This window comes from Enterobacter sp. P82 (assembly GCF_037053385.1).
Lineage (GTDB): Bacteria > Pseudomonadota > Gammaproteobacteria > Enterobacterales > Enterobacteriaceae > Enterobacter.
The window spans coordinates 1,789,901-1,815,488 of sequence record NZ_JBALHX010000001.1; the positions used below are offsets into that span (position 1 = coordinate 1,789,901).

General features: G+C 57.7%; 32 protein-coding genes and 1 riboswitch. Of the genes, 15 read left to right on the plus strand and 17 right to left on the minus strand.

The window, feature by feature from the left end:
- The first annotated feature begins 2 nt into the window (after positions 1-2).
- Genes rutC through rutG form a run of 5 tightly spaced genes read left to right on the plus strand, consistent with a single transcriptional unit; the run spans position 3 to position 3,651 of the window.
- Complete coding sequence (gene rutC, locus WB237_RS08540; protein WP_336213533.1) at positions 3-389, plus strand: pyrimidine utilization protein C; 387 nt, start codon at positions 3-5, stop codon at positions 387-389.
- Between the two features lie 7 nt (positions 390-396).
- Entirely contained in the window at positions 397-1,197 is an 801-nt protein-coding gene (rutD, locus tag WB237_RS08545) for a pyrimidine utilization protein D (protein WP_336212261.1), read from the plus strand.
- A gap of 9 nt (positions 1,198-1,206) precedes the next feature.
- Positions 1,207-1,797, plus strand: coding sequence for a malonic semialdehyde reductase (locus WB237_RS08550; protein ID WP_336212263.1), 591 nt, complete (start codon positions 1,207-1,209; stop codon positions 1,795-1,797).
- Between the two features lie 9 nt (positions 1,798-1,806).
- Positions 1,807-2,301: an NADH-dependent FMN reductase RutF gene (rutF, locus tag WB237_RS08555; RefSeq protein ID WP_028019118.1), complete on the plus strand. Its 495-nt coding sequence runs from the start codon at positions 1,807-1,809 to the stop codon at positions 2,299-2,301.
- 21 nt (positions 2,302-2,322) lie between these two features.
- Positions 2,323-3,651, plus strand: a complete 1,329-nt coding sequence (rutG, locus tag WB237_RS08560; protein ID WP_336212267.1) for a pyrimidine utilization transport protein G — start codon at positions 2,323-2,325, stop codon at positions 3,649-3,651.
- Between the two features lie 73 nt (positions 3,652-3,724).
- Here the strand turns inward: rutG and WB237_RS08565 are convergent, their stop codons facing one another.
- From WB237_RS08565 to WB237_RS08580, 4 genes are all read right to left on the minus strand, one after another.
- Positions 3,725-4,246 carry a GNAT family N-acetyltransferase gene (locus WB237_RS08565; RefSeq protein WP_129996140.1) on the minus strand — a complete coding sequence of 174 codons (522 nt, stop codon included), beginning with the start codon at positions 4,244-4,246 and terminating at the stop codon, positions 3,725-3,727.
- A gap of 6 nt (positions 4,247-4,252) precedes the next feature.
- Complete coding sequence (locus WB237_RS08570; protein ID WP_028019121.1) at positions 4,253-4,522, minus strand: type II toxin-antitoxin system TacA family antitoxin; 270 nt, start codon at positions 4,520-4,522, stop codon at positions 4,253-4,255.
- A gap of 61 nt (positions 4,523-4,583) precedes the next feature.
- Positions 4,584-5,501, minus strand: coding sequence for a DMT family transporter (locus tag WB237_RS08575; RefSeq protein WP_332617455.1), 918 nt, complete (start codon positions 5,499-5,501; stop codon positions 4,584-4,586).
- 117 nt (positions 5,502-5,618) lie between these two features.
- Positions 5,619-5,789 carry a general stress protein gene (locus WB237_RS08580; RefSeq protein WP_001273664.1) on the minus strand — a complete coding sequence of 57 codons (171 nt, stop codon included), beginning with the start codon at positions 5,787-5,789 and terminating at the stop codon, positions 5,619-5,621.
- A 391-nt stretch (positions 5,790-6,180) separates the two neighbouring features.
- Between WB237_RS08580 and wrbA the strand changes: the two genes are divergently transcribed.
- Positions 6,181-6,777 carry an NAD(P)H:quinone oxidoreductase gene (gene wrbA, locus WB237_RS08585; protein WP_028019123.1) on the plus strand — a complete coding sequence of 199 codons (597 nt, stop codon included), beginning with the start codon at positions 6,181-6,183 and terminating at the stop codon, positions 6,775-6,777.
- 18 nt (positions 6,778-6,795) lie between these two features.
- On the plus strand, positions 6,796-7,023 hold the full coding sequence (locus tag WB237_RS08590; RefSeq protein ID WP_028019124.1) for a YccJ family protein: 228 nt from the start codon (positions 6,796-6,798) through the stop codon (positions 7,021-7,023).
- 32 nt (positions 7,024-7,055) lie between these two features.
- Here the strand turns inward: WB237_RS08590 and agp are convergent, their stop codons facing one another.
- Positions 7,056-8,297 (minus strand): bifunctional glucose-1-phosphatase/inositol phosphatase, encoded by a 1,242-nt coding sequence (gene agp / locus WB237_RS08595; RefSeq protein ID WP_336212271.1) that lies wholly within the window; start codon positions 8,295-8,297, stop codon positions 7,056-7,058.
- A gap of 151 nt (positions 8,298-8,448) precedes the next feature.
- Between agp and WB237_RS08600 the strand changes: the two genes are divergently transcribed.
- Positions 8,449-8,892 carry a winged helix-turn-helix transcriptional regulator gene (locus WB237_RS08600; protein ID WP_336212273.1) on the plus strand — a complete coding sequence of 148 codons (444 nt, stop codon included), beginning with the start codon at positions 8,449-8,451 and terminating at the stop codon, positions 8,890-8,892.
- 126 nt (positions 8,893-9,018) lie between these two features.
- On the plus strand, positions 9,019-9,813 hold the full coding sequence (locus WB237_RS08605) for an SDR family NAD(P)-dependent oxidoreductase (RefSeq protein WP_336212275.1): 795 nt from the start codon (positions 9,019-9,021) through the stop codon (positions 9,811-9,813).
- A gap of 1 nt (position 9,814) precedes the next feature.
- Here WB237_RS08605 and WB237_RS08610 read toward each other — a convergent pair whose 3' ends face one another.
- Positions 9,815-10,174, minus strand: a complete 360-nt coding sequence (locus tag WB237_RS08610) for a winged helix-turn-helix transcriptional regulator (protein WP_028019128.1) — start codon at positions 10,172-10,174, stop codon at positions 9,815-9,817.
- A 100-nt stretch (positions 10,175-10,274) separates the two neighbouring features.
- On the opposite strand from WB237_RS08610, the gene WB237_RS08615 reads away from it, so the two are divergent.
- Positions 10,275-11,024, plus strand: a complete 750-nt coding sequence (locus tag WB237_RS08615; RefSeq protein ID WP_336212278.1) for an SDR family oxidoreductase — start codon at positions 10,275-10,277, stop codon at positions 11,022-11,024.
- 1 nt (position 11,025) lies between these two features.
- Here WB237_RS08615 and WB237_RS08620 read toward each other — a convergent pair whose 3' ends face one another.
- Entirely contained in the window at positions 11,026-11,529 is a 504-nt protein-coding gene (locus tag WB237_RS08620; RefSeq protein WP_049008442.1) for a DedA family protein, read from the minus strand.
- Between the two features lie 159 nt (positions 11,530-11,688).
- A riboswitch (M-box (ykoK) riboswitch) is annotated at positions 11,689-11,858 on the plus strand.
- A 60-nt stretch (positions 11,859-11,918) separates the two neighbouring features.
- On the opposite strand from WB237_RS08620, the gene WB237_RS08625 reads away from it, so the two are divergent.
- Positions 11,919-12,920 (plus strand): magnesium transporter, encoded by a 1,002-nt coding sequence (locus tag WB237_RS08625; protein ID WP_028019131.1) that lies wholly within the window; start codon positions 11,919-11,921, stop codon positions 12,918-12,920.
- Between the two features lie 83 nt (positions 12,921-13,003).
- On the opposite strand, the gene hpxK is transcribed toward WB237_RS08625, so the two are convergent.
- The 7 genes from hpxK to hpxU form a co-directional block, all read right to left on the minus strand.
- Positions 13,004-14,233 (minus strand): allantoate amidohydrolase, encoded by a 1,230-nt coding sequence (gene hpxK / locus WB237_RS08630; protein WP_336212282.1) that lies wholly within the window; start codon positions 14,231-14,233, stop codon positions 13,004-13,006.
- On the minus strand, positions 14,230-15,471 hold the full coding sequence (locus WB237_RS08635) for a pyridoxal-phosphate-dependent aminotransferase family protein (protein ID WP_336212284.1): 1,242 nt from the start codon (positions 15,469-15,471) through the stop codon (positions 14,230-14,232). Before WB237_RS08635 ends, hpxK begins: the two co-directional genes overlap by 4 nt.
- A gap of 14 nt (positions 15,472-15,485) precedes the next feature.
- On the minus strand, positions 15,486-16,223 hold the full coding sequence (locus WB237_RS08640) for an amino acid ABC transporter ATP-binding protein (RefSeq protein ID WP_008499843.1): 738 nt from the start codon (positions 16,221-16,223) through the stop codon (positions 15,486-15,488).
- On the minus strand, positions 16,204-16,860 hold the full coding sequence (locus WB237_RS08645) for an amino acid ABC transporter permease (RefSeq protein ID WP_336213536.1): 657 nt from the start codon (positions 16,858-16,860) through the stop codon (positions 16,204-16,206). Before WB237_RS08645 ends, WB237_RS08640 begins: the two co-directional genes overlap by 20 nt.
- Positions 16,860-17,525, minus strand: a complete 666-nt coding sequence (locus WB237_RS08650; protein WP_028019136.1) for an amino acid ABC transporter permease — start codon at positions 17,523-17,525, stop codon at positions 16,860-16,862. The genes WB237_RS08645 and WB237_RS08650 overlap by 1 nt, the downstream gene beginning before the upstream one ends.
- A 4-nt stretch (positions 17,526-17,529) precedes the next feature.
- On the minus strand, positions 17,530-18,312 hold the full coding sequence (locus WB237_RS08655; RefSeq protein ID WP_049008434.1) for a transporter substrate-binding domain-containing protein: 783 nt from the start codon (positions 18,310-18,312) through the stop codon (positions 17,530-17,532).
- Positions 18,313-18,503: 191 nt separating this feature from the next.
- A complete protein-coding gene (hpxU, locus tag WB237_RS08660) occupies positions 18,504-19,343 on the minus strand; it encodes a MurR/RpiR family transcriptional regulator HpxU (RefSeq protein WP_336212288.1) in 840 nt (279 codons plus the stop codon).
- A gap of 142 nt (positions 19,344-19,485) precedes the next feature.
- Here hpxU and hpxW point away from each other — a divergent pair, with 142 nt between their 5' ends.
- The 4 genes from hpxW to hpxZ are packed head-to-tail and all read left to right on the plus strand — an operon-like array spanning position 19,486 to position 23,045.
- On the plus strand, positions 19,486-21,069 hold the full coding sequence (gene hpxW, locus WB237_RS08665) for an oxamate amidohydrolase (RefSeq protein ID WP_336212290.1): 1,584 nt from the start codon (positions 19,486-19,488) through the stop codon (positions 21,067-21,069).
- 10 nt (positions 21,070-21,079) lie between these two features.
- On the plus strand, positions 21,080-21,268 hold the full coding sequence (gene hpxX, locus WB237_RS08670) for an oxalurate catabolism protein HpxX (protein WP_336212292.1): 189 nt from the start codon (positions 21,080-21,082) through the stop codon (positions 21,266-21,268).
- Positions 21,265-22,662 (plus strand): AtzE family amidohydrolase, encoded by a 1,398-nt coding sequence (locus tag WB237_RS08675; RefSeq protein WP_336212294.1) that lies wholly within the window; start codon positions 21,265-21,267, stop codon positions 22,660-22,662. Before hpxX ends, WB237_RS08675 begins: the two co-directional genes overlap by 4 nt.
- Entirely contained in the window at positions 22,659-23,045 is a 387-nt protein-coding gene (gene hpxZ / locus WB237_RS08680; protein ID WP_336212297.1) for an oxalurate catabolism protein HpxZ, read from the plus strand. The genes WB237_RS08675 and hpxZ overlap by 4 nt, the downstream gene beginning before the upstream one ends.
- A gap of 49 nt (positions 23,046-23,094) precedes the next feature.
- On the opposite strand, the gene puuE is transcribed toward hpxZ, so the two are convergent.
- From puuE to WB237_RS08695, 3 genes are read right to left on the minus strand one after another with little or no spacing between them, the layout of a single operon-like run.
- Positions 23,095-24,027 carry an allantoinase PuuE gene (gene puuE, locus WB237_RS08685; RefSeq protein WP_336212299.1) on the minus strand — a complete coding sequence of 311 codons (933 nt, stop codon included), beginning with the start codon at positions 24,025-24,027 and terminating at the stop codon, positions 23,095-23,097.
- Positions 24,028-24,042: 15 nt separating this feature from the next.
- Positions 24,043-24,783, minus strand: coding sequence for an allantoin racemase (gene hpxA, locus WB237_RS08690; protein ID WP_336212301.1), 741 nt, complete (start codon positions 24,781-24,783; stop codon positions 24,043-24,045).
- Positions 24,783-25,499, minus strand: coding sequence for a GntR family transcriptional regulator (locus tag WB237_RS08695; RefSeq protein WP_336212303.1), 717 nt, complete (start codon positions 25,497-25,499; stop codon positions 24,783-24,785). The genes hpxA and WB237_RS08695 overlap by 1 nt, the downstream gene beginning before the upstream one ends.
- Positions 25,500-25,588 lie beyond the last annotated feature (89 nt).

Consider the following 25,588-nt stretch of genomic DNA (forward strand, 5'->3'; position numbering starts at 1 on the left):
TGATGCCGAAATCCGTGATCATTCCCGCTGGCACCAGTACGCCAATTGCCCCGTTTGTTCCCGGCACGCTTGCCGATGGCGTGGTGTATGTCTCCGGCACGCTGCCATTTGATAAAGACAATAATGTGGTGTTTATCAACGACCCAAAGGCGCAAACGCGCCACGTGCTGGAGACGATCAAGACCGTGATCGAAACCGCGGGTGGCACGATGGAGGATGTGACGTTCAACAGCATCTTTATCACCGACTGGAAAAACTACGCCGCGATTAACGAAATCTACGCCGAGTTCTTCCCCGGTGATAAACCAGCCCGGTTCTGCATTCAGTGCGGGCTGGTGAAGCCGGAGGCGCTCGTTGAGATTGCGTCCGTTGCGCACATTGCGAAGTGAGGCCGCCATGAAACTCTCTGTCTCACAGCCCCCGTATGAGGGGGCACCCGTGGTGGTGCTGATTGCCGGACTCGGCGGCAGCGGCAGCTACTGGCTGCCGCAGTTGGCCACACTGGAGAAGGAGTATCAGGTGGTGTGCTATGACCAGCGCGGTACGGGCAATAATCCCGCCACCCTGCCGGAAGGTTATAGCCTTGCTGAGATAGCCGACGAGCTGGCGCAGGCGCTGAATGAAGCCGGGATCACGCGCTACTGCGTGGTGGGCCATGCGCTGGGAGCGCTGGTGGGTCTGCAGCTGGCGCTCGATAGACCAGAATCGTTGACTGCGCTGGTGTGCGTCAACGGCTGGCTGACCCTAAACGCCCATACCCGCCGCTGCTTTCAGATCCGCGAGCGTCTGCTGCATGCGGGTGGTGCGCAGGCGTGGGTAGAGGCACAGCCGCTGTTCCTCTACCCGGCTGACTGGATGGCCGCCCGCGCGCCGCGTCTTGAGGCAGAAGACGCCCTGTCGCTGACTCACTTTCAGGGTAAAGCCAACCTGTTGCGCAGGCTGGACGCACTGAAAAAGGCCGACTTCAGCCGCCACGCCGCACGTATTCGCTGCCCGGTACACATCATCTGTTCTGTTGACGACATGCTGGTGCCTTCGGTGTGCTCCACGGAACTGCAGGTAGCGATCCCACACAGCCACAAGGCGGTGATGCGCCAGGGCGGCCATGCCTGCAACGTCACCGAACCTGACATCTTTAACACCCTGCTGCTGAACGGGCTTGCCAGCCTGCTGCACAACCCTGAACCCGCTTTATAAGGAGTTTTGATGAGCGAAGCCATTAACCCCACCGCGCTGGAGACGTTGTTTACTGCCGCGCGCACTCACAACGGCTGGCAGGACATTCCGGTCAGCGACGAGACGCTGCGCGAGATCTACAACCTGATGAAATGGGGCCCCACCTCTGCCAACTGCTCTCCGGCGCGGATTGTGTTTGTACGAAGTGCAGAGGGAAAAGAGAAGCTGCGCCCGGCCCTCTCCAGCGGCAACCTGGAGAAAACCCTCACCGCCCCTGTTACGGCCATTGTGGCCTGGGACGGGGAATTCTACGAGCGCCTGCCCGAACTGTTCCCGCATGGCGATGCCAGAAGCTGGTTTACCTCAAGCCCGGCACTTGCCGAAGAGACCGCCTTTCGCAACAGCTCAATGCAGGCCGCATACCTTATTTTTGCCTGTCGTGCCCTGGGGCTGGATACCGGCCCAATGTCCGGCTTTGACCGACAAAAAGTCGATGAGGCCTTTTTCACCGGCACAACGCTTAAAAGCAATCTGCTGATCAACATTGGCTATGGTGATACGAACAAACTTTACGGACGCCTGCCGCGTCTGGACTTCGACGATGCCTGCGGGCTGGCGTAAGGAGCGATGATGACAGTACCGGATAAACAAACCTTTCGCGACGCCATGGCCTGCGTCGGGGCAGCAGTCAATATCATCACCACCGACGGCCCGGCAGGGATGGCAGGCTTCACCGCCAGCGCCGTGTGCAGCGTCACGGATTCACCGCCCACTTTGCTGGTGTGCCTGAACCGTGGCGCATCGGTCTGGCCGACCTTTAGCGCAAACCGCACGCTTTGCGTGAATACCCTGAGCGCCGGGCAAGAGCCACTATCCAACCTGTTTGGTGGTAAAACCCCCATGGAGGAACGTTTTGCCGCCGCCCGCTGGCAGACGGGCGACACGGGTTGTCCGCGTCTTGAAGCGGCGCTGGCCTCGTTTGACTGCCGGATCAGCCAGGTGGTCAGCGTGGGTACCCACGACATCCTGTTTTGCGACATTGTTTCGATTATTCGCCACCCCGCGCCGCAAGGGCTGGTGTGGTTCGACCGCGGCTACCACGCGCTTATGCGACCCGCCTGTTAACCCTCCTTAAGGAGACAGCTCATGGCAATGTTCGGATTTCCCCACTGGCAGTTGAAATCGACCTCCACAGAACCTGGCGTGGTCGCGCCGGATGAAAGGCTCCCTCTCGGGCAAACCCTGGTGATGGGCGTCCAGCACGCGGTCGCGATGTTTGGCGCCACGGTGCTGATGCCGATGCTAATGGGGCTTGACCCCAATCTCTCCATTTTGATGTCAGGTATCGGTACGCTGTTGTTCTTTTTTGTCACCGGCGGGCGCGTCCCCAGCTATCTGGGCTCCAGCGCCGCTTTTGTGGGGGTGGTCATCGCCACTACCGGGTTTAACGGCCAGGGGATCAACCCTAACCTGAGCGTGGCCCTCGGCGGCATCATCGCCTGCGGTCTGGTCTACACCCTGATCGGTCTGGTGGTGATGAAGATCGGAACACGCTGGATCGAGCGAATGATGCCGCCCGTCGTGACCGGGGCCGTGGTGATGGCGATTGGCCTGAACCTTGCGCCAATTGCGGTCAGAAGTGTTTCCGGCTCGCCGTTTGAAAGCTGGATGGCGGTGATCACCGTGCTCTGTATAGGTCTGGTGGCAGTGTTCACCCGGGGGATGATCCAGCGGCTGCTGATTCTGGTCGGGCTGATTGTCGCCTGTCTGGTCTATGCCGTGCTGACCAATGTTTTTGGCCTTGGCAAACCGGTCGATTTTACCCTGCTTCATCAGGCTGCCTGGTTCGGCATGCCGCAGATCACCTCTCCCACCTTTAACACCCAGGCGATGATGCTCATCGCGCCTGTGGCGGTGATCCTGGTGGCAGAGAACTTAGGCCACCTGAAAGCAGTGGCGGGGATGACCGGGCGCAGTATGGACCCGTACATGGGTCGCGCATTTGTCGGTGACGGGCTGGCAACTATGCTCTCCGGCTCGGTGGGCGGCAGTGGTGTGACCACCTATGCCGAGAATATCGGCGTGATGGCGGTGACTAAAGTCTATTCGACACTGGTCTTTGTGGCGGCAGCGGTGATGGCCATGCTGCTCGGTTTCTCACCGAAATTCGGGGCTTTGATCCATACCATTCCGTCGCCGGTGATTGGCGGGGCATCCATTGTGGTGTTTGGGCTTATCGCTGTGGCCGGCGCGCGTATCTGGGTACAGCATCGCGTCGATCTCAGCCAGAACAGCAACCTGATTATGGTGGCGGTCACGCTGGTACTGGGCGCGGGCGATTTTGCCCTGACGCTGGGCGGGTTTACGATTGGCGGAATAGGTACGGCGACCTTCGGGGCGATTCTGCTTAACGCCCTGCTGAGCCGCCGGAAAGCGGCCGCACCGCAGGGTGAGGTCGTGCATCAGGAGTCGTGAACCCTGTATGTCGGGTAATGGCTACGCCTTACCCGACCTGCATGTTCAGTAAGAACAACAGGATGTTGCGTAATCACTCTTGCTCAAACAATCGTTCGATAGATTTTGTAGGGAAGAACAGAGAATTGCTGTTATCCCCTTGCAGCGGAATAAAACCTTGCTTCAGATAGAACCTTTTTGCCTGCTCATTAAGCGCATCAACAAAAAGGCCATGCACACCCACAGCCTGTGAAGCCAGGTAAACAACCCGCATAGCATGCGTGACGAGTGTTGTCCCCCATTCATTTCCCTGTAGTGTTTTATGAACAGCTAAACGTCCCAAAGTCACACTGGGTACGTTGATATAGGGGATCCTGCGCTGCTGGGTCTTAGAAGGGAGCATCGCTTTTTCAAAGCAACTTCCAGACAACGTGTAGTAGCCCAGCACGTGTGGATGGTCACGATCTTTTAGCAGATAGCCGCGCAAAATGCGCCCATTGTGCTGGCGCACCAGATGCTCTCTCAGGAAGGCATTTAGCGAGGGCTCACCACAATCGAAATCCTCGAAAGCGTATTCGGTTCCCTCTGAAAACATTTCGATCGTGAGATTTTCCACGACGCTTCACTCCATGTTTTTAAGACGCTTCGCGGCTCGCTTCAGGCGTTCATTCGGCTCTGGTGGATTGTCGATGGCATCCATTACGGCATTCCACGATGCTTCGTTTAATACGAGACGTCGATGCTGATCGATGACTTCTGCAGCACGTTCCGAAGCACTGTTCACCATAAACTGGGTGATCGTTTGATTCGTCATCGCCGCCGCTTCTTCAATCATTGTTTTGTCTTCGTCTGTTAAGCGAAGATCGATACGCTGTTTTTTAAGTGCTGGCATGATTTACTTTTCTATGTACGGTATTTATCCGTACATATCCTGGAGAAATCTGTGCATTTTTTCAATCAAAACCTTTTTCAACCGTCAAATCACTCACCTCTCTTTGGCGCTTGCGGAGCTTTAGCTCACTCACCAACACCCCAACGACGATAAACGCCGCACCAACCAGCGCCAGCAGCGGTAAACGTTCTCCAGCGAGACGCCCGAAAATCCCGGCCCAGACGGGTTCTCCTGTATAGATCACCGTCGCGCGCGTCGGGGATACGCTGCGCTGCGCCCAGTTCATAGTGACCTGAATAATGGCGCTAAAAATGCCCAGCCCCAGCGCGACCACAATCAACCCGGTGGACATCGGTGGCACGGACTCCCCTGCCGGAACCATCGTCGCAAACGCCACCAGCGATGCCGTAGCGAGCTGCACCACCGTCACGCGCTTAACGTCAACCTTGCCCGCCCAGGCGCTGATCAGAATAATTTCCGCGGCAATGGCAATGGCCCCCACCAGGGTGATGATCTCCCCCGGCCCCAGAGCCAGCAGGTTGTTTTCTGGCCCGGCAAGTAAAATCAGACCAATAAACGCCAGTACGATGCCAATACAGGACATCAGCCCCGGTAGTCTCCCAAGACACAGCCACTGCAGTAACGGCACCAGCGGTACATACATGGCGGTGATAAACGCCGATTTACTGCTGGATATCGTCTGTAACCCCCACGTTTGCAGGCTGTAGCCCATCGCAATTGCCACCCCGATTGCGATACCCGCCTTAAGCTCTTTAAGCGTCAGTCCACGCAGCGTTTTAAGCGATATCAGCCCCACGGCAATCGCTGCCGTCGCAAAGCGCAGACCAACAAAAAAGAACGGATCGCTGAGGGTCACCGCGTACTGGACGGCCAGAAAGGTCCCGCCCCAGAACATGGTGATAAGAATGAGGATGGCTTCCTGCGGTTTAACGGAGAATTTGAAGCGTGAGACAGACATGCGGCACCAGAAATTTAACTCAATTCTGTAGTGTGCGTTGCCTTTGGTTACAGTTCAATGTTGCAGAAATAAAAAAACCGCCGGGAAACCCCGGCGGCAGGGGTACAGCCCGGCGTATTACTTGTTACTGCCATGGCTGTTTTTACCCCCTTTTTTGCCAGCCTCTGATGCACGCTGAGGGTCATTTTTGAAGTTACCCCCGCTGGACTGGCCACCTTTACGACCTGCTTCTGATGCTCTTTCACGGTCTTCAGCGAAATTACCTGAACCACCACGATGGTTTGCCATCTCTAACCTCCAGGATGTGAAACATTAGACATCATATTGCATTCAGTAAAAGAGGATTCTTTCACCTCGCGACACCAGGTGAGTACCTTTATCTGTGTCACGTGAGACTAAGCTTAGTGGAGTGAGGCGATCAGGCAAGTCAAAGGTAATATTCTGCAACATGATCTCAGTCTTTCGTATGAGATCGCGTAACGGCCATTAATAAGCCTTTCTTATCGTTTCAAAAATCGACCGCCAAAAAGTTGTTTCATTTTGCTACAAAGCATTTTCTCATCCATTTTGTTATAAATCAAAGAAATGCCGTTCATTTTTGCAGTCTGGCTGTGATGGCATATCTTTAAATGAACGCAGCGATCCGCTGCCAGAAAAAACCAACGAGGAGTGATGCAAAATGGCAAAAGTTCTGGTGCTCTACTATTCCATGTATGGACACATCGAAACCATGGCTCACGCGGTAGCAGAAGGTGCAAACAGGGTGGATGGCGTTGAGGTTGTGGTGAAGCGCGTACCGGAAACCATGCAGGCAGAAGCCTTCGCCAAAGCCGGGGGAAAAACACAGAATGCCCCGGTTGCCACGCCTCAGGAGCTGGCAGATTACGATGCCATTATCTTCGGGACACCTACCCGCTTTGGCAATATGTCCGGCCAGATGCGCACCTTCCTCGATCAAACCGGCGGGTTATGGGCCTCAGGCGCATTGTACGGCAAGCTTGCCAGCGTCTTCAGCTCCACCGGAACCGGTGGCGGCCAGGAACAAACCATCACCTCAACCTGGACGACCCTTGCTCATCACGGAATGGTGATCGTGCCGATTGGCTACGGCGCACAGGAGTTATTTGATGTTTCTCAGGTACGTGGCGGAACACCTTACGGTGCAACCACCATTGCCGGTGGCGATGGCTCCCGACAGCCGAGCAATGAAGAGCTCACTATCGCCCGCTATCAGGGTGAATATGTTGCTGGCCTCGCCAAAAAACTGAACGGCTAACCCTACAGGAGGACAAGTATGCCTACTCAAGAATCAAAAGCCCACCGCGTGGGTGAATGGGCAAGTTTACGCAATACCTCTCCGGAGATTGCCGAAGCCATTTTTGAAGTCGCAAAATATGACGAGAAGCTGGCAGAGCAGATTTGGGAAGAAGGCAGCGATGAAGTGCTAATGCGCGCCTTCGAAAAAACGGACAAAGACGCGCTCTTCTGGGGCGAGCAAACCATCGAACGTAAAAACGTCTGAAACAATCCCCCCGCCAGTGCGGGGGGTATCTTCTATTTCGCCGCGTTGTTGATTACCGCATTGAATTTATCGACCGGACAGAAACCGTTGGCATCAACCGGACATCCCTTCAGTTCCAGCGTCACGCGCTGCGCTGGAGACTGCAGCGACAGCACGCTGGCGTTTCGCAGTTGCTCCGAACTCTGATAGACATACTCAATTTTCATCAGCTCCTGATTGGCATTTTTGTCATGCCAGCGCTGGAAGACAATCTTGCCGCCAATCGGGGTACGTTCCTGCTGGTCGTGCAGCTGATACGGTTTGAAATCCAGCGCGGTGAGCAGCGAAGCAATGTTCGAATCATGCCCCACCAGCACGGTGATTTTTGGTGCTTTGGCCTGTTCGGTGACCAGCGTTTTATCGATATATTTCACCAACGGTTTCGCCACGTTTTGCGCCACTTCGGTGGAGGTAAACAGCGAATCCTGATAGCCGTTCTTCAGCTTCGACAACACGCGCCACTGCTGGTCGGTTTTGATTTCGCCCCAGGCCACCTTATCGGCCGGGAAACCTTCGTAATACTGCAGCGTAAACGCATCGACCAGCGAGTTCCCCACTTTCAATGGTCCGGATACGCCGGGCTCTTTTTCAAAGTCTGCGCTGAAGGTATCTTTCGCGTCCGCCAGCGAGCATATTTTCTTCTCTTTGCAGGACGGCGAATCAGCATAATTGGTCATCTGCTCCAGCAGCTTATAGCTTTCTCCGAGCTGCATTTTCTGCCGCTCCGCTTCCATCGCCTTCAGCGCTTTTTCACGGAACTCCGGCGAGTTATCGGTAATCACCGGATTAAAGGTCGGATCCATGGTGCCCATTTTTTCCTGGTGATGCACAGGGATATCGCATCCAGGGAACGCCCCCGTGATGAAGAACTGCGCGGTGGCAACAGTACGTTGCAGACTGTTGGCATAGGCGTAGACGCTATCCGCTGGCGGACATTCTCCCGTCTTCACCATCCCCTGCTCAGCCAGCCATTCCCGCATGTAATGGCCCATGTAGACTTCAAGCACGCCACCTTTGGTGGTGAGCTGACCGCCTGGCACCTCCCATTCCGGCCACTGCTTCGGCGTCGATTGTTCCAGTACGCTGCCGTTATTGGCGAGCGGCGCGCGTAGGTTATGACGACTCATAATTAAAACTTGCTCCAGCTGATACCCTTCCGGCGTCTCTTGCGCCTGCACGCCAAATGTCGCTGAAATGGAACCGGCGATTGCCAGCGCGAGTAGTGCTTTTCTCATCCCTAATTCCTCACTCGTTTTAAATGTCGCGTTTAGTGTGACAGATTCGTGACACTTTTCCGGGAAGCATTTCTCAAACTGATGAATAACAGACTTACCCGGTAGACAGATTAGTTTTATAATAAAACCATACCCCGCCGGAGAATTTACTGTGAAACGTACCCGTCTTGAAGAGAGCACCTGCCCTGTAGCCCGTTCGCTGGATATCATTGGCGACTGGTGGTCATTGCTGATTGTTCGCGATGCGTTGCGGGGTATCACGCGCTTCGGTGAGTTCCAGAAAAGCCTCGGTATTGCGAAAAACATGCTGACCACGCGTCTGAAACTGCTGGTCGATGAAGGTATCCTCACGCTCCAGCCGGCATCCGACGGCAGCGCCTGGCAGGAGTATGTCCTGACCGATAAAGGGCACGCCCTGCAGACGGTACTGGTTGCTCTGTCGCAGTGGGGCAATGAATTTTTGTTTGCTGAAGACGAATTCGGCACCGTGCTTGTCGATACCGAACAGCGTAAACCTCTGCGTAAACTGGCACTTATCGCCGACGATGGCCGCGAACTGACACCTGAAGAGATCGTGCCAAAACTTCCTTCCTGACCCGCTTCGCCAGGCAAAAACAAAAAATTGCCAGCAAAGTGGTTGCATTATAAAACCAAATGGCAGAGAGTAAATTAAGTTTCATATTGAAACCAAATAACCCACTTTGCTCAGAGGTAACACACGATGACTACGCAACTCACTACCGCCCTGATTACGGGCGCCTCTTCCGGAATTGGTGCTGTTTATGCCGATCGCCTGGCTGCACGTGGCACCAATCTGGTGCTGGTCGCCCGACGTGAAGCACGTCTGCAAACGCTGGCCGCGGATCTTCGTAAGCGCTATGGCGTCTCAGTCGATATTCTGGTCGCCGATCTGACCGAGGAAACCGGGATCCGCGCCGTGGAAGAGGAATTGCGCAGCAATACCGCTATCGACACGCTGATTAACAACGCAGGCACGGCGCAGATGGCGCCCTTCCTCGCGGTCGATGTAGCGCAGCATCAGGCGATTAATACCCTTAACACCACGGCATTGATGCGTTTGACGTATGCGATCCTGCCGCGTCTGGCGCAGAACAATCGCGGTGCGCTGATCAACATCGCCTCGGTATTGTCCCTGCATGTGCGGGCGGGTAGCACGCTGTACAGTGCCACCAAGGCGTGGGTGCTTAGCTTTACCCGAGGGCTACAGGAAGAGTTTGCCGACAGCAATGTGCGTATTCAGGCTGTTTTACCTGCCGCCACGGCTACAGAGATCTGGAGTCATTCTGGCGTGACGGTTAACGATCTGCCGGAAGGCTCGGTGATGACGACCGACGATATGGTCGACGCATCGCTGGCGGGTCTGGATCAGGGCGAACTGATCACCATTCCACCGATGCATGATGTCAGCCTGTGGGATCGCTACGAAGTCGCACGTCTTGAGCTGTTTAACAGCGCGCGCACCGGGATTCCGGCACCGCGCTATGTCAAACAGTAGTCTATCGTTTGAGCTGGTCGCCGTATTCACGCATCCAGGCGGCCAGCGGCGAGAGCGCGCCCTGTAGGGTTAACCCCAGTTCAGTTATCTGATACTCCACACGCGGCGGGATCTCCGGGTAAATCGTGCGCGACACCAGCCCGCGCTGCTCGAACAAACGCAATTGTTTCGTTAGCTCTTTTTGCGTAATGGGAGCGGCGGCGCGCAGCAGATCGCCAAAGCGAACCGGTGTATTCAACACAATCAGGCGATAGAGGATCGGGATCGCCCATTTACCCGAAATCAGGTTCACAAACTGGGTCATCGGACATAGATAAACGTCAGATTTTTTTTCGCCGGGAACATCGAGTAATTCCGCCATCGCACACCTCTTGCCTCATTAGTATCCAAACGGTACCTGGTTTCCTTTCGATACTAACGTTTCTATAGTGCTTTCTCCAGAGTCATTTCAGGAGAAGAACATGGGTCGTTTAGCAGGTAAATATACGCTGATTACCGGCGGGACCAGCGGCATAGGTCTTGCCACCGCGCAGGAGTTTATCGCCGAAGGGGCATACGTGGCCGTCACCGGACGTCATCCGGAAACCCTTGCTGAAGCGCAACGTATTCTGGGCGACAAAGCCTGGGTGCTCCCCTCGGATGCAGGAGATATCGCCGCACAAAAAGCGCTGACGGAGACGCTCGCCTCGCGTTGGCCGCGGCTGGATGCCGTCTTTATCAACGCCGGAGACGTGACGCACGGTCTGCTGGAAGAGTGGCAGGAAGATGCCTGGGATCGTCTGATGCGCATCAACCTGAAAGGGCCGTTTTTTTTGATTCAGGCCCTGCTACCGCTGCTCAATAATCCTTCCTCAGTGATCCTTTGTGGGTCCGTGAGCGCGCGTATCGGTCTGCCTACCAGCAGCGTTTATGCGGCAAGCAAGGCGGGCTTACTGTCGCTGGCCCGCACGCTATCAGCAGAGCTGCTGTCGCGCGGCATTCGCGTCAACGGTTTAAGCCCGGGTCCGGTAGAAACCCCGGCGCTCAATAAGCTGGGGTTAAGCGACGAAGCGCAGAAAGCCTTACAGGGGGATATTGCAAACCTGGTACCGCTGGGAAGAATGGGGACGCCGAAAGAGCTGGCGAAAGCCGCACTCTATCTGGCCTCTGACGAATCGAGCTATACGGTAGGTACGGAACTGCTGGTCGACGGCGGAACAGGAAACCTGTAGTTCAAAAGGCGCTGATGCCGGTAACAATGCCGACGTACAGCGCCGCCCATACGGCCGCAGAGAACAGACTGACGACGTATACCTTCGCCACGTTAAGCCTGAGCATACCCGCTGCCAGCGGCACGATATAGCGCAGCACCGCCAGAAAACGCGCAGTGAACAGCACCAGCACGCCGTTTTTCTGTAGCTGATGTTGCACCCGTAAAAATTTGCCGGCATGTTTTGCGGTGAAGCGTGCCACCCACCGCGTGTTCCCCATCAACTGACCGATATGGTAATTCAGCACCGAACCCACCGTTGCGCCCATCACCACGGCCAGCCATGCCAGCGCAGGATGCATGCTAGCCTGGCTGACGGTAATGCCCGCCAATAGCATCACCGAGGCAGGCGGCAGCACGGAAGAGATCAGCACCGTCGATTTACTCAGTGCCATGATAAACAACACCGCAAAAAGGTGTGCCGGATAAAGCGCAAAATGATTCAGCAGATTGTCGAGCCATGTCATTTTCCCCTCCTCCATTTTTCTTTTCACTCTCCATTTAAAATGAACAACCTTAAATAAACCTTCAACATTCCATTAATAAGATTCTCCTAAACCATTCTTAAACATTATTTAAAATTCTGAGCGGCAAAATAAAATAAGCGTATTATTTCTTTCGTTTTACAACGATCTCGTTATGGCGAGGCTCCTGTACAAATACACGTTATCGCTCTGGTGGGTTCGAGAGAACCGGCACAGGGTAAAACAGGCACTGTCGAATCAAGGCTTTGTCAGTATAACTTCCCTCGCGGGATACGGTGTACAGTGCTGAAACCAGGACGTGGGGATCTCCTCTTCGACATGCCCTGTCTTGCTCGCCCCTGAGAGATTTTATTATTCAAAGGGAATTCACTATGTCTTACGCTATTCACAACCAAAACCTGGCATTCAATGACAGCGCCATCGCGCAATATATGAATACCGATTTTATTGTCCTCGATATTTCATTATGCGTGGCGCTGGCACGCGAGCAATTCTTCGAGAAATTAAAAGATGATGATATTCCGTCACATATTTTTATTGAAGATAATGGTCGCCTGGCGGGCATGATTGCGGTGCGCAAATTACTGCAGACCACCGATACGGTACAACCGGTGAGGGCGCTGATGATCTCGCAGTTTCTGCAGGTCAAACCGGAGGATGAACGCGCCGATGTCGCCGGCCTGCTGGCGCACGGCGGTGCGGATGTCGTGCCCGTGGTCACCCATGGAAAGCTGGTTGGCTGCCTCACCGAGCGCGAAATTGCGCATCTGCTGGAAGATGACGTCACCGAAGATGCTCAGCTTCAGGGGGCGACGCTGCCGCTGGAGAAACCCTATCTGGAAACCAGCGCCTTCAGTCTTTGGAAGAAACGCTCCGTCTGGTTGCTGCTGTTGTTTGTCGCAGAAGCTTACACCAGCTCGGTGATCCAGCATTTTGAAGAGGCGCTGGAATCCGCCATCGCACTGGCGTTCTTTATCCCGCTGCTGATTGGTACCGGTGGTAACAGCGGAACGCAGATCACCTCCACGCTGGTGCGCGCCATGGCGCTGGGAGAAGTGCATCTGCGTGATGTTGGCCGCGTGCTGCGTAAAGAGATGAGCACCTCGCTGATGATAGCCGCCACGCTCGGCCTGGCCGGGTGTATTCGTGCCTGGATGATGGGCATTGGGATGGAAATCACGCTCATCGTCAGTTTGACCCTGGTCTGCATTACGCTGTGGAGTGCGATTGTCTCGTCCGTCATTCCGATGGTGCTTAAGCGCTGTGGCATTGATCCGGCCGTCGTCTCCGCGCCGTTTATCGCCACGCTGATCGACGGTACCGGGCTGATTATCTACTTCAAGATCGCGCAATATACGCTGGGGCTGGAGTAACGTAGTTCCTTGCCCGGCAGCGCTACGCTTGCACGGGCCTACGGGAATGGCAGGACGGGTAAGCACAGCGCACCAGGCAAAACTCAGTTCGCGCCAAGCTTTCTCACCGCCAGCCCAAACGCCTCAATCGCCAGCGCGACATCTTCAGCCATCACCGACTCCGCCGGATGGTGGCTGATGCCCCCCTTGCAACGCACGAACAGCATCCCGACCGGCCAGTGCTCTGCCAGGGCGATAGTGTCATGCCCGGCACCGCTGGGCAGGGATAACGAGCGCCCTTGTACCGACTCAACGGCCTCCCCCAGCAGACGCTGCAAACGCGTATCGCACGGCGTGGCAGCGATGCGGTAAAACTCTTCGGCAGCAAAATGCATCCCGCGTCGGGCCGCTATCGACTGCGCCTGCAACAGCAGTTCACCGAGCAGCGCATCAAGCGGCGCATCCTGCGGGCCACGAATATCCAGCGAAAGCGCAACCTCGCCGGGGATCACGTTCACCGCACCGGGAAAACAGCGCAGCTCACCGACCGTCGCGACCAGATTACCGCCGTGTTGCAGAGTGGTGTTTTCAATCTGCACCATCCATTCAGCGGCCGCAGCCAGTGCGTCTTTGCGATGATTCATGGGTACCGTCCCGGCATGGCCGGCCTCACCGGTAAAGCGACAGTTCAGGCGGCGAGCACCGTTAATGGCTTCCACCACCCCCAGCGCCAGACCTTCCTGCTCCAGACACGGCCCCTGCTCGATATGCAATTCCAGACATGCGCTGAAATCGTCCTGATGTCGCGCCGCCAGTGCCACGCGTGAAGGATCGAGTCCTGCCTGCACCATCGCCTGCGCCACGCTGATGCCACCGGCATCACACGTCTCCAGCCAGCCCTGCGGCCAGGTTCCCGTCAGACCACGGCTACCTAATAGCGTGATGCCAAAGCGGGTGCCTTCTTCGTCGCCAAAGCCAACAATCTCGATAGCCTGCGCCAGGCGAATCCCCTGCTGATGCAGACTGTCCACCACTTCGATGGCGGTGAGCACCCCAAGCATGCCGTCGTAGCGCCCGGCATTGCGCACGGTGTCCAGGTGCGAACCCAGCAACACCGCCCGGGCGCCCTCTCGCTCGCCTTCGTAACGTCCGCAAATATTACCCACGCTGTCCTGCCAGACGGTCATCCCCGCCTGGCTCATCCACTGCCCAACCAGCTGGTTGGCCTGTAAATGCTGCGTGGAGAGATATACCCGTGTCAGCGCATCCGGGCTTTCGCTGATGGCAGCCAGCGCGTCGGCGCGCGCCATCACACGTTCTGCCGCCGGGCTCATTCTGGCGTCTCACTGCGGTAGTGATCCCACGCGGCCTGCATCGCCGCACCCTGCGTGGTGGTAAATTTCAGGTAGTTCAGCACCGACTCCAGCGCGCTCAGGGTGGTCATCACGCAATCTTTACGCGCGTTGTAGCCCATGGTGCCAATGCGCCACACCTTGCCGTGCAGCGGACCAAACGACGTGCCGATTTCAATCCCGAAATCCTCCAGCATCAGCTTGCGCACCTGATCGCCATTCACGCCCTGAGGGATCACCACACCCAGCACGTTGTTCATTTTGTGCTTCAGATCGCCGAAGGTTTCCAGCCCCATCGCCTGAATGCCTTTCAGCAGCGCATCGCCGTGCAGCTTGTGGCGAGCGATGCCGTTATCCAGCCCTTCCTGCAGGATCAGACGCGCGCATTCGCGGGCGCCGAACAGCGCGGTGGTCGCTTCGGTGTGGTGGTTGAGACGCTCTGGCCCCCAGTAGTCCATCACCATACCGAGATCGAAGTAGTTGGAGTAGATCATCTCCTCGTCGCCGTCGCGGTGGGCGTCGGTACGAATGCCCTCCTCCACGCACTTGCGGCGGCGGATCGCCTCCTCCATTCGCGCGCTAAGGGTGATCGGCGATGTGCCCGACGGACCGCCGAGGCACTTCTGCATCCCTGCCGAGACCGCGTCCAGCCCCCAGGCGTCAGTCTCCAGCGCGTTACCGCCGAGCGATGCCGTGGCATCGGTATAAAACAGCACGTCATAACGGCGGCAGATGGCACCCAGCTCCGCGAGCGGCTGCAGCATGGTGGTGGAAGTATCGCCCTGCACGGTCAGCAGCAGGCGCGGGCGAATGCGTTTGATGGCATCTTCAACCTGGTCCGGGGTGAACACCTCGCCCCAGGGTACTTCGATGGTATGCACCTCCGCGCGACAGCGGCGGGCAATTTCGCACAGCAGATGGCCAAAGCGACCAAACACCGGCACCAGCACTTTGTCCCCCGGACGAATGGCCGACACCAGAATCGCTTCAATCCCCGCGCGGGAAGTGCCATCCACCAGCATCGTCCAGCGGTTTTCGGTGCGGAACACCCCACGGTAGAGCGCCATCACCTCATTCATATAGTGAGTCATGGCCGGATCGTACTGGCCGATCAGCTGGCTCGACATGGCGCGCAGCACGCGCGGGTCGGCGTTGATCGGCCCCGGCCCCATCAGCAGACGCTGCGGCGGATTGATTTGCGGAAAATGTGCGATGTCCATATTGGTGTCCTTAATTAGTTGAGGCCGCGTACGGAGGAGATAAATTGCTTCAGTTCTGTGGTCTGTGGGTTGGCAAACAACGTTTTGCTGTCTCCCTGCTCCCACACTTTTCCCTGATGCATAAACACCACGCGGTCGCCCACTTCGCGGGCAAAATTCATTTCATGTGTGACAAGGATCAGCGTCATCCCTTCGGCCGCCAGTTGCTCCAGCACTTTGAGCACTTCGCCCACCAGCTCCGGGTCAAGCGCGGAGGTGATCTCGTCACAGAGTAAAACTTTAGGCGACATCGCCAGGGCGCGGGCAATCGCCACGCGCTGCTGCTGGCCCCCGGAGAGGCTCGACGGGTAGTAATCCAGACGGTCACCCAACCCGACTTTCTCCAGCATGCGCTGCGCCAGCTCCCGACATTCGGCGGCGCTTTTCTTCAGCACCCGACGCGGAGCGAGCATCACGTTTTCCAGCGCCGTCATGTGCGGGAACAGGTTGAAGCTCTGGAACACCATACCGACCGAGCGGCTGATTTCACGCGCCTGGGAATCCCGGTCGGTAATGGTCATGCCGCCGAGTTTAATGCTACCGTCCTGATACCCTTCCAGACCGTTGATGCAGCGCAGCAACGTGCTTTTCCCCGACCCGCTGCGCCCGATAATCGAAATGACCTGGCCCATGTCGATATCCAGATCGACTCCCTTGAGCACGTGGTTATCGCCGTAGTACTTCTGCACCTGATTAATGGTGATGAGAGGCATTGAATTTCGTCTCCAGATAGCGGCTGTAGCGGGACAGCGGATAACACAGAATAAAGTAGCCCAGCGCCACCAGCGCAAAGACCTTAAACGGCTGATACGTCACGTTGGTCAGCATCGTCCCGGCCTTGGTCAGCTCGATAAAGCCGATAATCGACGCCAGCGCAGTACCTTTGATCACCTGCACGGCAAAACCGACCGTTGGGGCGATGCCGATACGTAGCGCCTGCGGGGCGACCACGCGAAACAGCGTCTGGCCAAACGTCAGCCCGAGACAGCGCGACGCTTCCCACTGGCCTTTTGGCAGGGCGCGAATGCTGCCAAACCAGATATCGAGCAAAAAGGCACTCGTGTAGAACGTCAGCGCCAGCGAGGCGGCGGTCCACGGCGACACATCAATGCCAAACAGCGCCACACCAAAGAAGGCCAGGAATAGCTGCATTAGCAGCGGCGTGCCCTGAAACAGCTCGATATAGCCGCGGATGATGCGCTTCACCGTGCGTCCACCTGTGAGGCGCAGCAGCAGGAGCGGCAGCGTCACCAGCGCCCCGCCGACAAACGCCACCAGCGACAGCAGCACCGTCCAGCGCCCGGCCAGCAGCAGGTTGCGAATAATGTCCCAGTCGGTAAAGGTGGTCATCATGCCTGCACCCCCAGCCATTTCCGTCCTGCCGCCATCATCAGCTGGCGCAGGGTAATCGACAGCGCTAAGTAAATGCCGGTTGTCACCAGGTAAACCTCAAAGCTCAGAAACGTTCGGGACTGGATGAGGTTGGCGGCGAAGGTCAGTTCTTCATACGAGACCTGCGACACCACCGACGAGCCGAGCATCACGATGATGCACTGGCTCACCAGCGCCGGATAAATGCGCTGCAGCGAGGGCGGCAGCACCACGCGAATAAAGGTCTGCAGGCGGGTGAGCCCCAGCACGCGTCCGGCCTCCCACTGCCCTTTCGGCGTGACCTGAATGCCTGCCCGGATAATCTCGGTGCTGTAGGCGCCAAGGTTCACCACCATCGCCAGCAGCGCCGCTTCCCCGGCGGTCATTTTCAGCCCCAGATTAGGCAGGCCGAAAACGATAAAAAACAGCTGCACCACAAACGGCGTGTTACGAATAATCTCTACGTAACCGCCCCAGATCCGGCTGAACCACGTCGCCCGCCCGCTGCGAATGGCCGCCCCAAAAATACCGATTGCCAGGCCGCCGAAAGTTGCCATAACGGTCAGTTGAATGGTGACCCACAACCCCGCCAGCAACTCCGGCCAGTGTGGCCAGAGTTCGGAGAAATGAAGTTGCTCTGTCATCGGCTCAGACGCCAAGGTTTGCCGGCAGTGGAGCTTTCAGCCATTGCTCAGACAGGCCGTTCAGCGTGCCGTCTTTGATGCCTTGCTCAATCAACGCATCCACTTTTGCTTTCAGCGCCGGTTCATTCTTTTTCAGCCCAATAAAGCACGGTGAGTCCTTCAGCATAAAGCTCGGTACCGGGGCTTTAGCCGCGTTCTGGCGGGAAATGGCCGCCACCACCAGGTTGCCGGTGGCCACATACTGCACCTGCCCGGAAAGGTAGGCAGACAGCGTGGTGTTGTTGTCTTCATAGCGTTTCACGTCAGCGTCTTTCGGTGCCAGGCTGGTCAGCACCATGTCCTCCACCGCCCCGCGCGTCACGCCGATGGTTTTTCCGCTCAGCGCGGCGGCATCTTTCAGCTCTGCCCCTTTCGGGCCAAACACGCCGAGGAAGAACGGTGCGTAGGCGCGGCTAAAGTCGATCACCTTCTCGCGCTCCGGGTTTTTACCGAGGCTTGAAATGACCAGATCCACCTTATCGGTTTGCAGGTACGGCACGCGGTTGGCGCTGGTCACGGGCACCAGTTGCAGCTTGAGCTTCATCTGTTTAGCCAGATAACGCGCCATGTCGATGTCATACCCCTGCGGCTGCAGATCGGTACCCACCGAGCCAAACGGCGGGAAATCCTGCGGAACGGCGATGCGGATGGTGCCGCGTTTCTCAATATCCTGAAGCTGGTCCGCCTTTGCGGGCAGTTGTGTGAAGAGACATACGGCCCCGGTCAGTGCAATCAACAGTTTTTTCATGGTGCTTCCCCGTAACGTTAACATGAAACAAAAGATTCTTTGAATGTGATTTTGCAACTAATGTGCCAGATAAGGCGAAGCGGGAAATATTCTTATAAAGCCTTATAAAACGAAGGCGGGTCGAAAAAACGTGTGTTTTCCCGCCCCGCCTGATGCACTATTTAGATGCAAAGCACCAGCCTGATGCCCCATTATCGTTGTTCGAGTTCGTCCAGTTGCTGGTAGAGGGAGGCAATCTCGTGAATGCGCGGACGGCCTTTATCGAGAATCTCATGCAGGAAGGCATTCGCCAGCAGGTTGATCAGGCTGTTGACCGAGGAATAGCTGTCATAGGCCGAAACGCTGTCCAGCGGGGCACAAAGCTGCCAGCTCGCCAGCGGAAACAGGCTGTGCGCCTGCGGCTCGCACATCAGCAGCACCGGAATTCCGCTTTGCTGAAGCTGCTGCATCAGCGGGCGGACAATACGCGGGCGACGGCGAAAAGCCATCATGATAACCAGGTCGTCAGCGGATAAATCTACCAGCTCTTCGCTCAGGCTCTGCCCGGGCTGCGGCAGCACCAGCACCTGTCCGCGCGCCTGCAGCAGCTGCTGGCGGAGATGCAAGGCTGCCGGATAGGCGTTACGCATACCAATAATGATAATGCGCCGCGCCTTCACCATGCAGGCCATCGCCTCGGCAAACTGCTGCGCGTCGAGGGTATTGACCCACTGGGTCAGGTTCGCCATCTCCTGTTTATAGTGACGTGCCAGCAGCGTGTTACCCTGCACCGCATCGCGGTTATCGGTGAGCGGCATCCCGCTCTGGCGCAGCGTGCGCAGCTCATCGCGCATCTCTTTATACTTTTCATAGCCCAGACGCTTAAACAGGCGGCTCACCGTGGCTTTCGACACCCCGCTAAGCTGCGCCAGCTCGGCGCTGTTGTAGCTAATCAGGTCATCAAAGTGATCGAAAATAAAATCCGCCACCCGCTGCTCCTGCGGCGACAGTGACGGGTATTGTGCTTTCAGACGTTCATCCAGTTGTTCCATAGCGCCTCTGTAACTTTTGTTTCATCACATTTTGCCTTTGATTCTACCTTTCATTATACGTGCCAGTTTACTGAAACTTTTCTTTCAGAACTGGAACAGCTTTTGCAGCACCTTGTGACTTTCAGAGTTACGAGGACGCTTCATGCAAAGTAATGTCTCCACGCACGGCATGGCCGTTGCGCCCCACCATCTTGCCAGCCAGAGCGCGCTGGCAGTACTGCGCGAAGGCGGCAGCGCGATAGAAGCGATGGTCGCAGCGGCAGCCACCGTTGCCGTGGTTTACCCACATATGAACGGGCTGGGTGGTGATGGCTTCTGGCTTATCGTGCCGCCGGAAGGTGATCCGATCGCCATTGACGCCAGTGGCGCGGCGGGTTCGCTGGCAACACTCACCGCCTACGACGGGCTGACGCATATTCCCCATCGCGGACCTCAGGCGGCGCTGACCGTCGCCGGTACGGTCAGCGGCTGGGACGAGGCACTTAAGGTCTCGCGCGAGATGACCGGCAAGGCGCTACCGCTGGCTCGCCTGCTGGCCGACGCCATTGATTACGCGCAGAATGGCACGCCGGTCACTGCCTCTCAGGCCAGCGCCACGGCCAGTAAATACGAGGAACTGAAAGAGATCCCAGGATTCGCGGAAACCTGGCTGGTGGACGGCAAACCGCCGCAGGTCGGGAGCCGTTTTTACCAGCCCGCCATGGCCTCAACGCTCAAACGCCTGGTAGAGGACGGTCTGGACAGCTTTTACCGCGGCCCGCTGGCAGAGTGCCTGGCGCGGGGAATGGCGAAACTGGGTCTGCCCGTTACGCTGGCCGATTTACACGCGCATGTCGCCCGGCGCACCACGCCGCTGCGCTTGCAGCATCAGCAGGGAGAAGTCTTTAACCTCGCCCCGCCGACGCAGGGGCTGGTCTCGCTGGCGATACTCGGCATCACCGACCACCTGAAGATGGCGAAGGCCGACGACGCCGAAACCATTCACCGCATCGTTGAAGCCACCAAGCTGGCCTTTGACCTGCGCGATGCCCACATCACCGACCCGCGCGAGCTGAAAACCGATATCCAGAGCCTGCTGGAACCCGCTGCCCTTCAGACGCTTGCCGGACACATTGACGACAGCCGCGCCGCACCGTGGGGCACCGGAAAAGGCCCCGGCGATACGGTGTGGATGGGGGTAATGGATAACAGCGGGCTTGCCGTGTCGTTTATCCAGAGTATTTATCACGAGTTCGGCAGCGGCGTGGTGCTGCCCGATACCGGCATCGTCTGGCAGAACCGGGGCGCCTCTTTCAGCCTCGACCCCGATCATCTTCTGTCGCTTGCCCCTGGCAAACAGCCCTTCCATACCCTCAACCCGGCGGCGGCACGGCTGAACGACGGGCGCGTGATGGTCTACGGTTCGATGGGCGGAGACGGGCAACCACAAACCCAGGCCACGCTCTTTACCCGCTACGTCGTTCAGGGCGTTCCGCTGCAGGAGAGCATCTCCCGCCCGCGCTGGCTGTTGGGACGCACCTGGGGACAAACCTCGGACACGTTAAAACTGGAAGGCCGCTTTACTGCTGAGACTGTCTCTCAGCTCCGGGCGCTGGGTCATGAGGTGGAAATGTTCCCTGACTTCAGTGAAGCCATGGGTCACGCGGGCGCGATTGTCCGCCACCCGAACGGCCTGTTCGAAGGGGCATTTGACCCCCGCAGCAACGGCGCGGCTGCCGGATTCTGAGGAGAAAACAATGACGACACAACAACCCGACTGGCATGCGTATCTGGCGCAAATGGAAACCGTGCTCGGCGTGACGCTGGACGCCACCCGTCGCGCCGAGCTGCAATTACAGTTCAGCCGCATTGCCGCCATGGCCGCGCCGCTGATGGCGCTGCCGCTCGACGACCGTCTGGAGATTGCAGGAGTGTATAAAGCATGACGCTACACGATATGAGTATCAGCGCGATCCAGCAGGCCCTGAGCGCGGGCGAGCTGAGCGCGAGCGAGATTGCCCGCCAGACGCTTGAGGCGATTGCCCGCGTTAACCCGCAGATCAACGCCTGGACCGCCGTAACGGAAGAACGCATGCTGGCCGAGGCCGAAAATATCGACACCCTGCGCCGGGAAAAACGCCCGTTGCCACCGCTGGCAGGCGTGCCCTACGCGGTGAAAAACCTGTTTGACGTTGCCGGACACACCACGCTTGCAGGGGCGGAACTGTTCAGCCAGCGCCCTGCCGCTGCCGCAGACAGCTTTGCGGTACGTCAGTTGCGCAGTGCCGGCGGGTTGCTGACCGGGATGGTTAATATGGATGCCTACGCCTACGGCTTTACCACTGAAAATAGCCACTACGGCGCGACGCATAACCCGCACGATCTGGCGCGCATTGCGGGGGGATCGTCCGGCGGATCTGCCGCCGCCGTTGCCGCCGGGCTGGTGCACTTTTCGCTCGGAACCGACACCAACGGCTCCATTCGCGTTCCGGCTTCCCTGTGCGGGATATATGGCCTGAAGCCCACTTTTGGCCGCTTATCGCGCTCCGGTAGCCATCCTTTTGTGGCAAGTCTGGACCATATCGGCCCCTTTGCCCGCCGCGTGAGCGATCTGGCGTCGGTATACGACGCGCTGCAAGGGCGGGATACCAGCGACGGTTTTCAGGCAGAAAGCTCGCGCGAACAGACGCGTCCCTTGCTCGAGCGCGGGCTTGATGGTCTGCGCTGCGCCGTGCTTGGCGGCTATTTCACCACCTGGTGCGACGCGGACGCCCGCGACGCCTTAGCGCGGGTGGCAAAAGCGCTCGACGTGCAGGATGAACTGCATTTCACGGATGCCGAACTGGCACGTTCCGCAGCGTTTATCATCAGCGCCTCCGAAGGAGGAAATCAGTACCTGCCCGCGCTTCGCGGCGTGCCTGAACGATTCGAACCACACTCTCGTGAGCGGCTGCTGGCCGGGGCGATGATCCCCTCCGCCTGGTACATCCAGGCCCAGCGTTTTCGCGCGCACGCCCGGCAGGCGTTCAAAACCTTATTCGCCCAGGCTGATATCCTTATCGCCCCGGCAACGCCACGCAGCGCCACGCTGATTGGCGAGCAATTCATGGAAATCAACGGTCAGCAGCTACCCGTTCGCGCCAGCATGGGGATGCTGACGCAGCCGATTTCGTTTCTGGGTTTACCCGTCACCACCGTTCCGCTACGCACCGCCGTAGGTGCGCCGATTGGCCTGCAGTTGATTGCCGCGCCGTTTAACGAGCAGGCCTGCCTGCGCGTGGCGCGGGTTCTGGAAGAGAGAGGAATAACCGATGCCCGTCCGGCGGAGCGTGCAGCATGATAAATCACGATGACATTAACCTCCCGTGGGTGGTTACAGAGGTGACGGCCGCGTTTTACCGCTATGAAGACGCGCTGGTGAGCAACAACATTGCGGTGCTGGACGAGCTGTTCTGGCATGACAAAAATACGGTGCGGCTGGGTGCGGGTGAAAACCTGTACGGCATTGAGGAAATCCGCGCCTTTCGCGCGGCACGTCCGTCCGCCGGGTTGCAGCGGACGTTGCGTCACACGGTGATCACCACCTTCGGTGAAGATTACGCCGTGTGCAGCACCGAGTTTACCCGCGAAGGCACAGAACGCACTGGACGCCAGCAGCAGACGTGGGTGCGGTTTGCGTGCGGGTGGCGGATCGTGGCGGCACAGGTGAGTGTGATGTCGTAAGATAGCTGGCCGGGTAAGGCGCAACCGCCACCCGGCTAAACACGACACATTACTTCTGAAACGGATGCACTTCCCGCCAGTGGTCGGCAATCTGCTGCCGGGTACAGACCCACACCCGCTCATGCTGCTGCACATAATCAAGAAAGCGCTGCAACGCGCGAAAACGCCCCGGACGCCCCAGCAGGCGGCAGTGCATGCCGATAGACATCATCTTCGGCGCGTTTTCCCCCTCTTCATACAGCACATCAAAGCTGTCCTTCAGATACGTATAAAACTGCTCGGCCGTGTTAAACCCCTGCGCGGTCGCGAAGCGCATGTCGTTGGCATCCAGCGTGTACGGCACAATCAGGTGTGGTTTACGGGTGCCGTCGCTGCACGCCACTTCCGTCCAGAAGGGTAAGTCATCGCCATAGTAGTCGCTGTCGTAGTCAAAGCCACCGTGCTCCACCACCAGCTGACGCGTGTTAGGGCTGTCGCGTCCGGTGTACCAGCCGGTCGGCGGCTTGCCAAACAGATCGGTCAGCACATGCACCGCTTTCTGCAGATGTTCGCGTTCCTGGCTGATGTCCATATTCTGATAATGGATCCAGCGCCAGCCGTGACTGACCACGTCGTAATCCGCCGCTTTGATCGCCTCAACGATCTCCGGGTGACGCGCCAGCGCCATCGCCACGCCAAAGACCGTCAGCGGCAGACCGCGCTTTTGAAATTCATTGTGGATCCGCCAGAACCCGGCGCGGCTGCCGTATTCGTAGAGGGAGTCCATGGACATATGTTTATCGGGATAGCTGGCTGCCCCGATGATATCCGACAGGAATTGCTCTGAACCGGCATCCCCGTGCAGAACGTGGTTTTCCGCCCCTTCTTCATAATTGAGCACAAACTGCACGGCGATGCGCGCCTGATTCGGCCACTGCGCGTGCGGCGGGTTACCTGCGTAGCCACGCAGATCCCGCGGGTAATCCTGTTCAAAAAGCCCCATTGCCACCCCCCAAAATTAAAATGGATTTAATGCCTGAAACTGTCCGCTTAACGTTTTGTTCTCCGGGAACGCCAGGTCCCCATGCTTACTGGTCGACAGCCCCAGCGCCACCAGCGACTCCACCATTTTCACCGCCGCGCTGACGCCGTCGATGACCGGCACACGCAGCTCGCGCGTCAACTCCTGCGCCAGTGTCGCCATACCTCCGCAGCCCAGCACAATGGCCCCGCAGCCATCTTCTTTTAGTGCCTGTATACAACGCGCGCGCACTTTTTCCTGCGCCAGACCGCTACCGTCTTCCAGCGCCAGCACCGGGAGATCGATGGCGTGCAGCGCTGCACAATGATCCTGAAATCCATACTGGTGCAGCAGGTGACGGGCGATGATCAGCGTGCGCGGCAGCGTGGTGACCACCGAAAAGCGTGTCGCCACCAGCGTGGCCATATGCATGGCGGCTTCAGCAATACCGACAACCGGCCCCTGCGCCAGCTCGCGCGCCGCCAGCAGGCCCGGATCGCCAAAGCAGGCAATCACGTGACCCGATACGCCCTGCTCTCTGCCTTTTTTGATCTGCTCAAGGACACCAACGGCGGCAATGGCCTCATCAAAATGGCCTTCTATCGACGGCACGCCTGCAGTTGGACAGACCGCGAGGATCTCCGTACCCGGCGAAGCCACCGCCCGGGCCGCAGCGCTGATGGTTTCCGTCATCGCGAGGCTGGTGTTGGGGTTGATCACTTGTATACAGACAGACATTACGACTCCTTGTGGCCGGCAAACAGCCGGGCAAAATCAGGCAGGCACTCGCCCGCCCGCTCGAAGCAGAGGCTGGTGACGATATGTTCAAAATGGTGCATCAGGGCATCGCTTAGCGGCTGGAGCGCTTTCTGGCGCAGCAGCTCCACAAGCTGTTCGTGATCGTTACAGCGGCAACCCTGACGCCACGGCGCGCCCCAGGTGGCAATCACCAGCGACGAGCGCTGGCTCAGGCTGGTCACCATCTCCGTCAGCACCTGGTTGCCGGAGATGGCCTGCAGCTGAATGTGAAAATTGGCGGAATGGCGGATTGCCGCCGGGCCGTCGTACGCCTCGTGCGCCTGCTGCTCCTGACGAATAATGGCTTCCAGTGCCGCCAGATGTGGCGGCTGGCAGTGGGCCAGCACGTCCGGCAGGTTGGCGACCTCCAGCAGAGCACGTGTGCGAAAGATATGTTGCGCCTCTTCTACTGTCGGGCTGGCGACATGTGCACCACGTTTGGGCGTTAACGTGACCATTTGCACAGCCGCGAGTCGTTGCAGCACCTTGCGGATGCCCGTGCGGCTCACGCCGAAGACCTCGGCCAGCGCTTCTTCCGGCAACTTACTCCCCGGCAGCAACTGATGTTCGACAATCGCAGTCATCAACGCCTGAAAGATGGATTCGTCTTTGTCTTGCAGGTCTGGCGCGGCGTGCAGACTGTTTACGTTGTTCATTACCCACTCCACTTTTTACTTTTCGATATCGAATCGTATACATAAAAATAAAATATTGCATACAAGATTTATTATTTTGGCCTGGATCC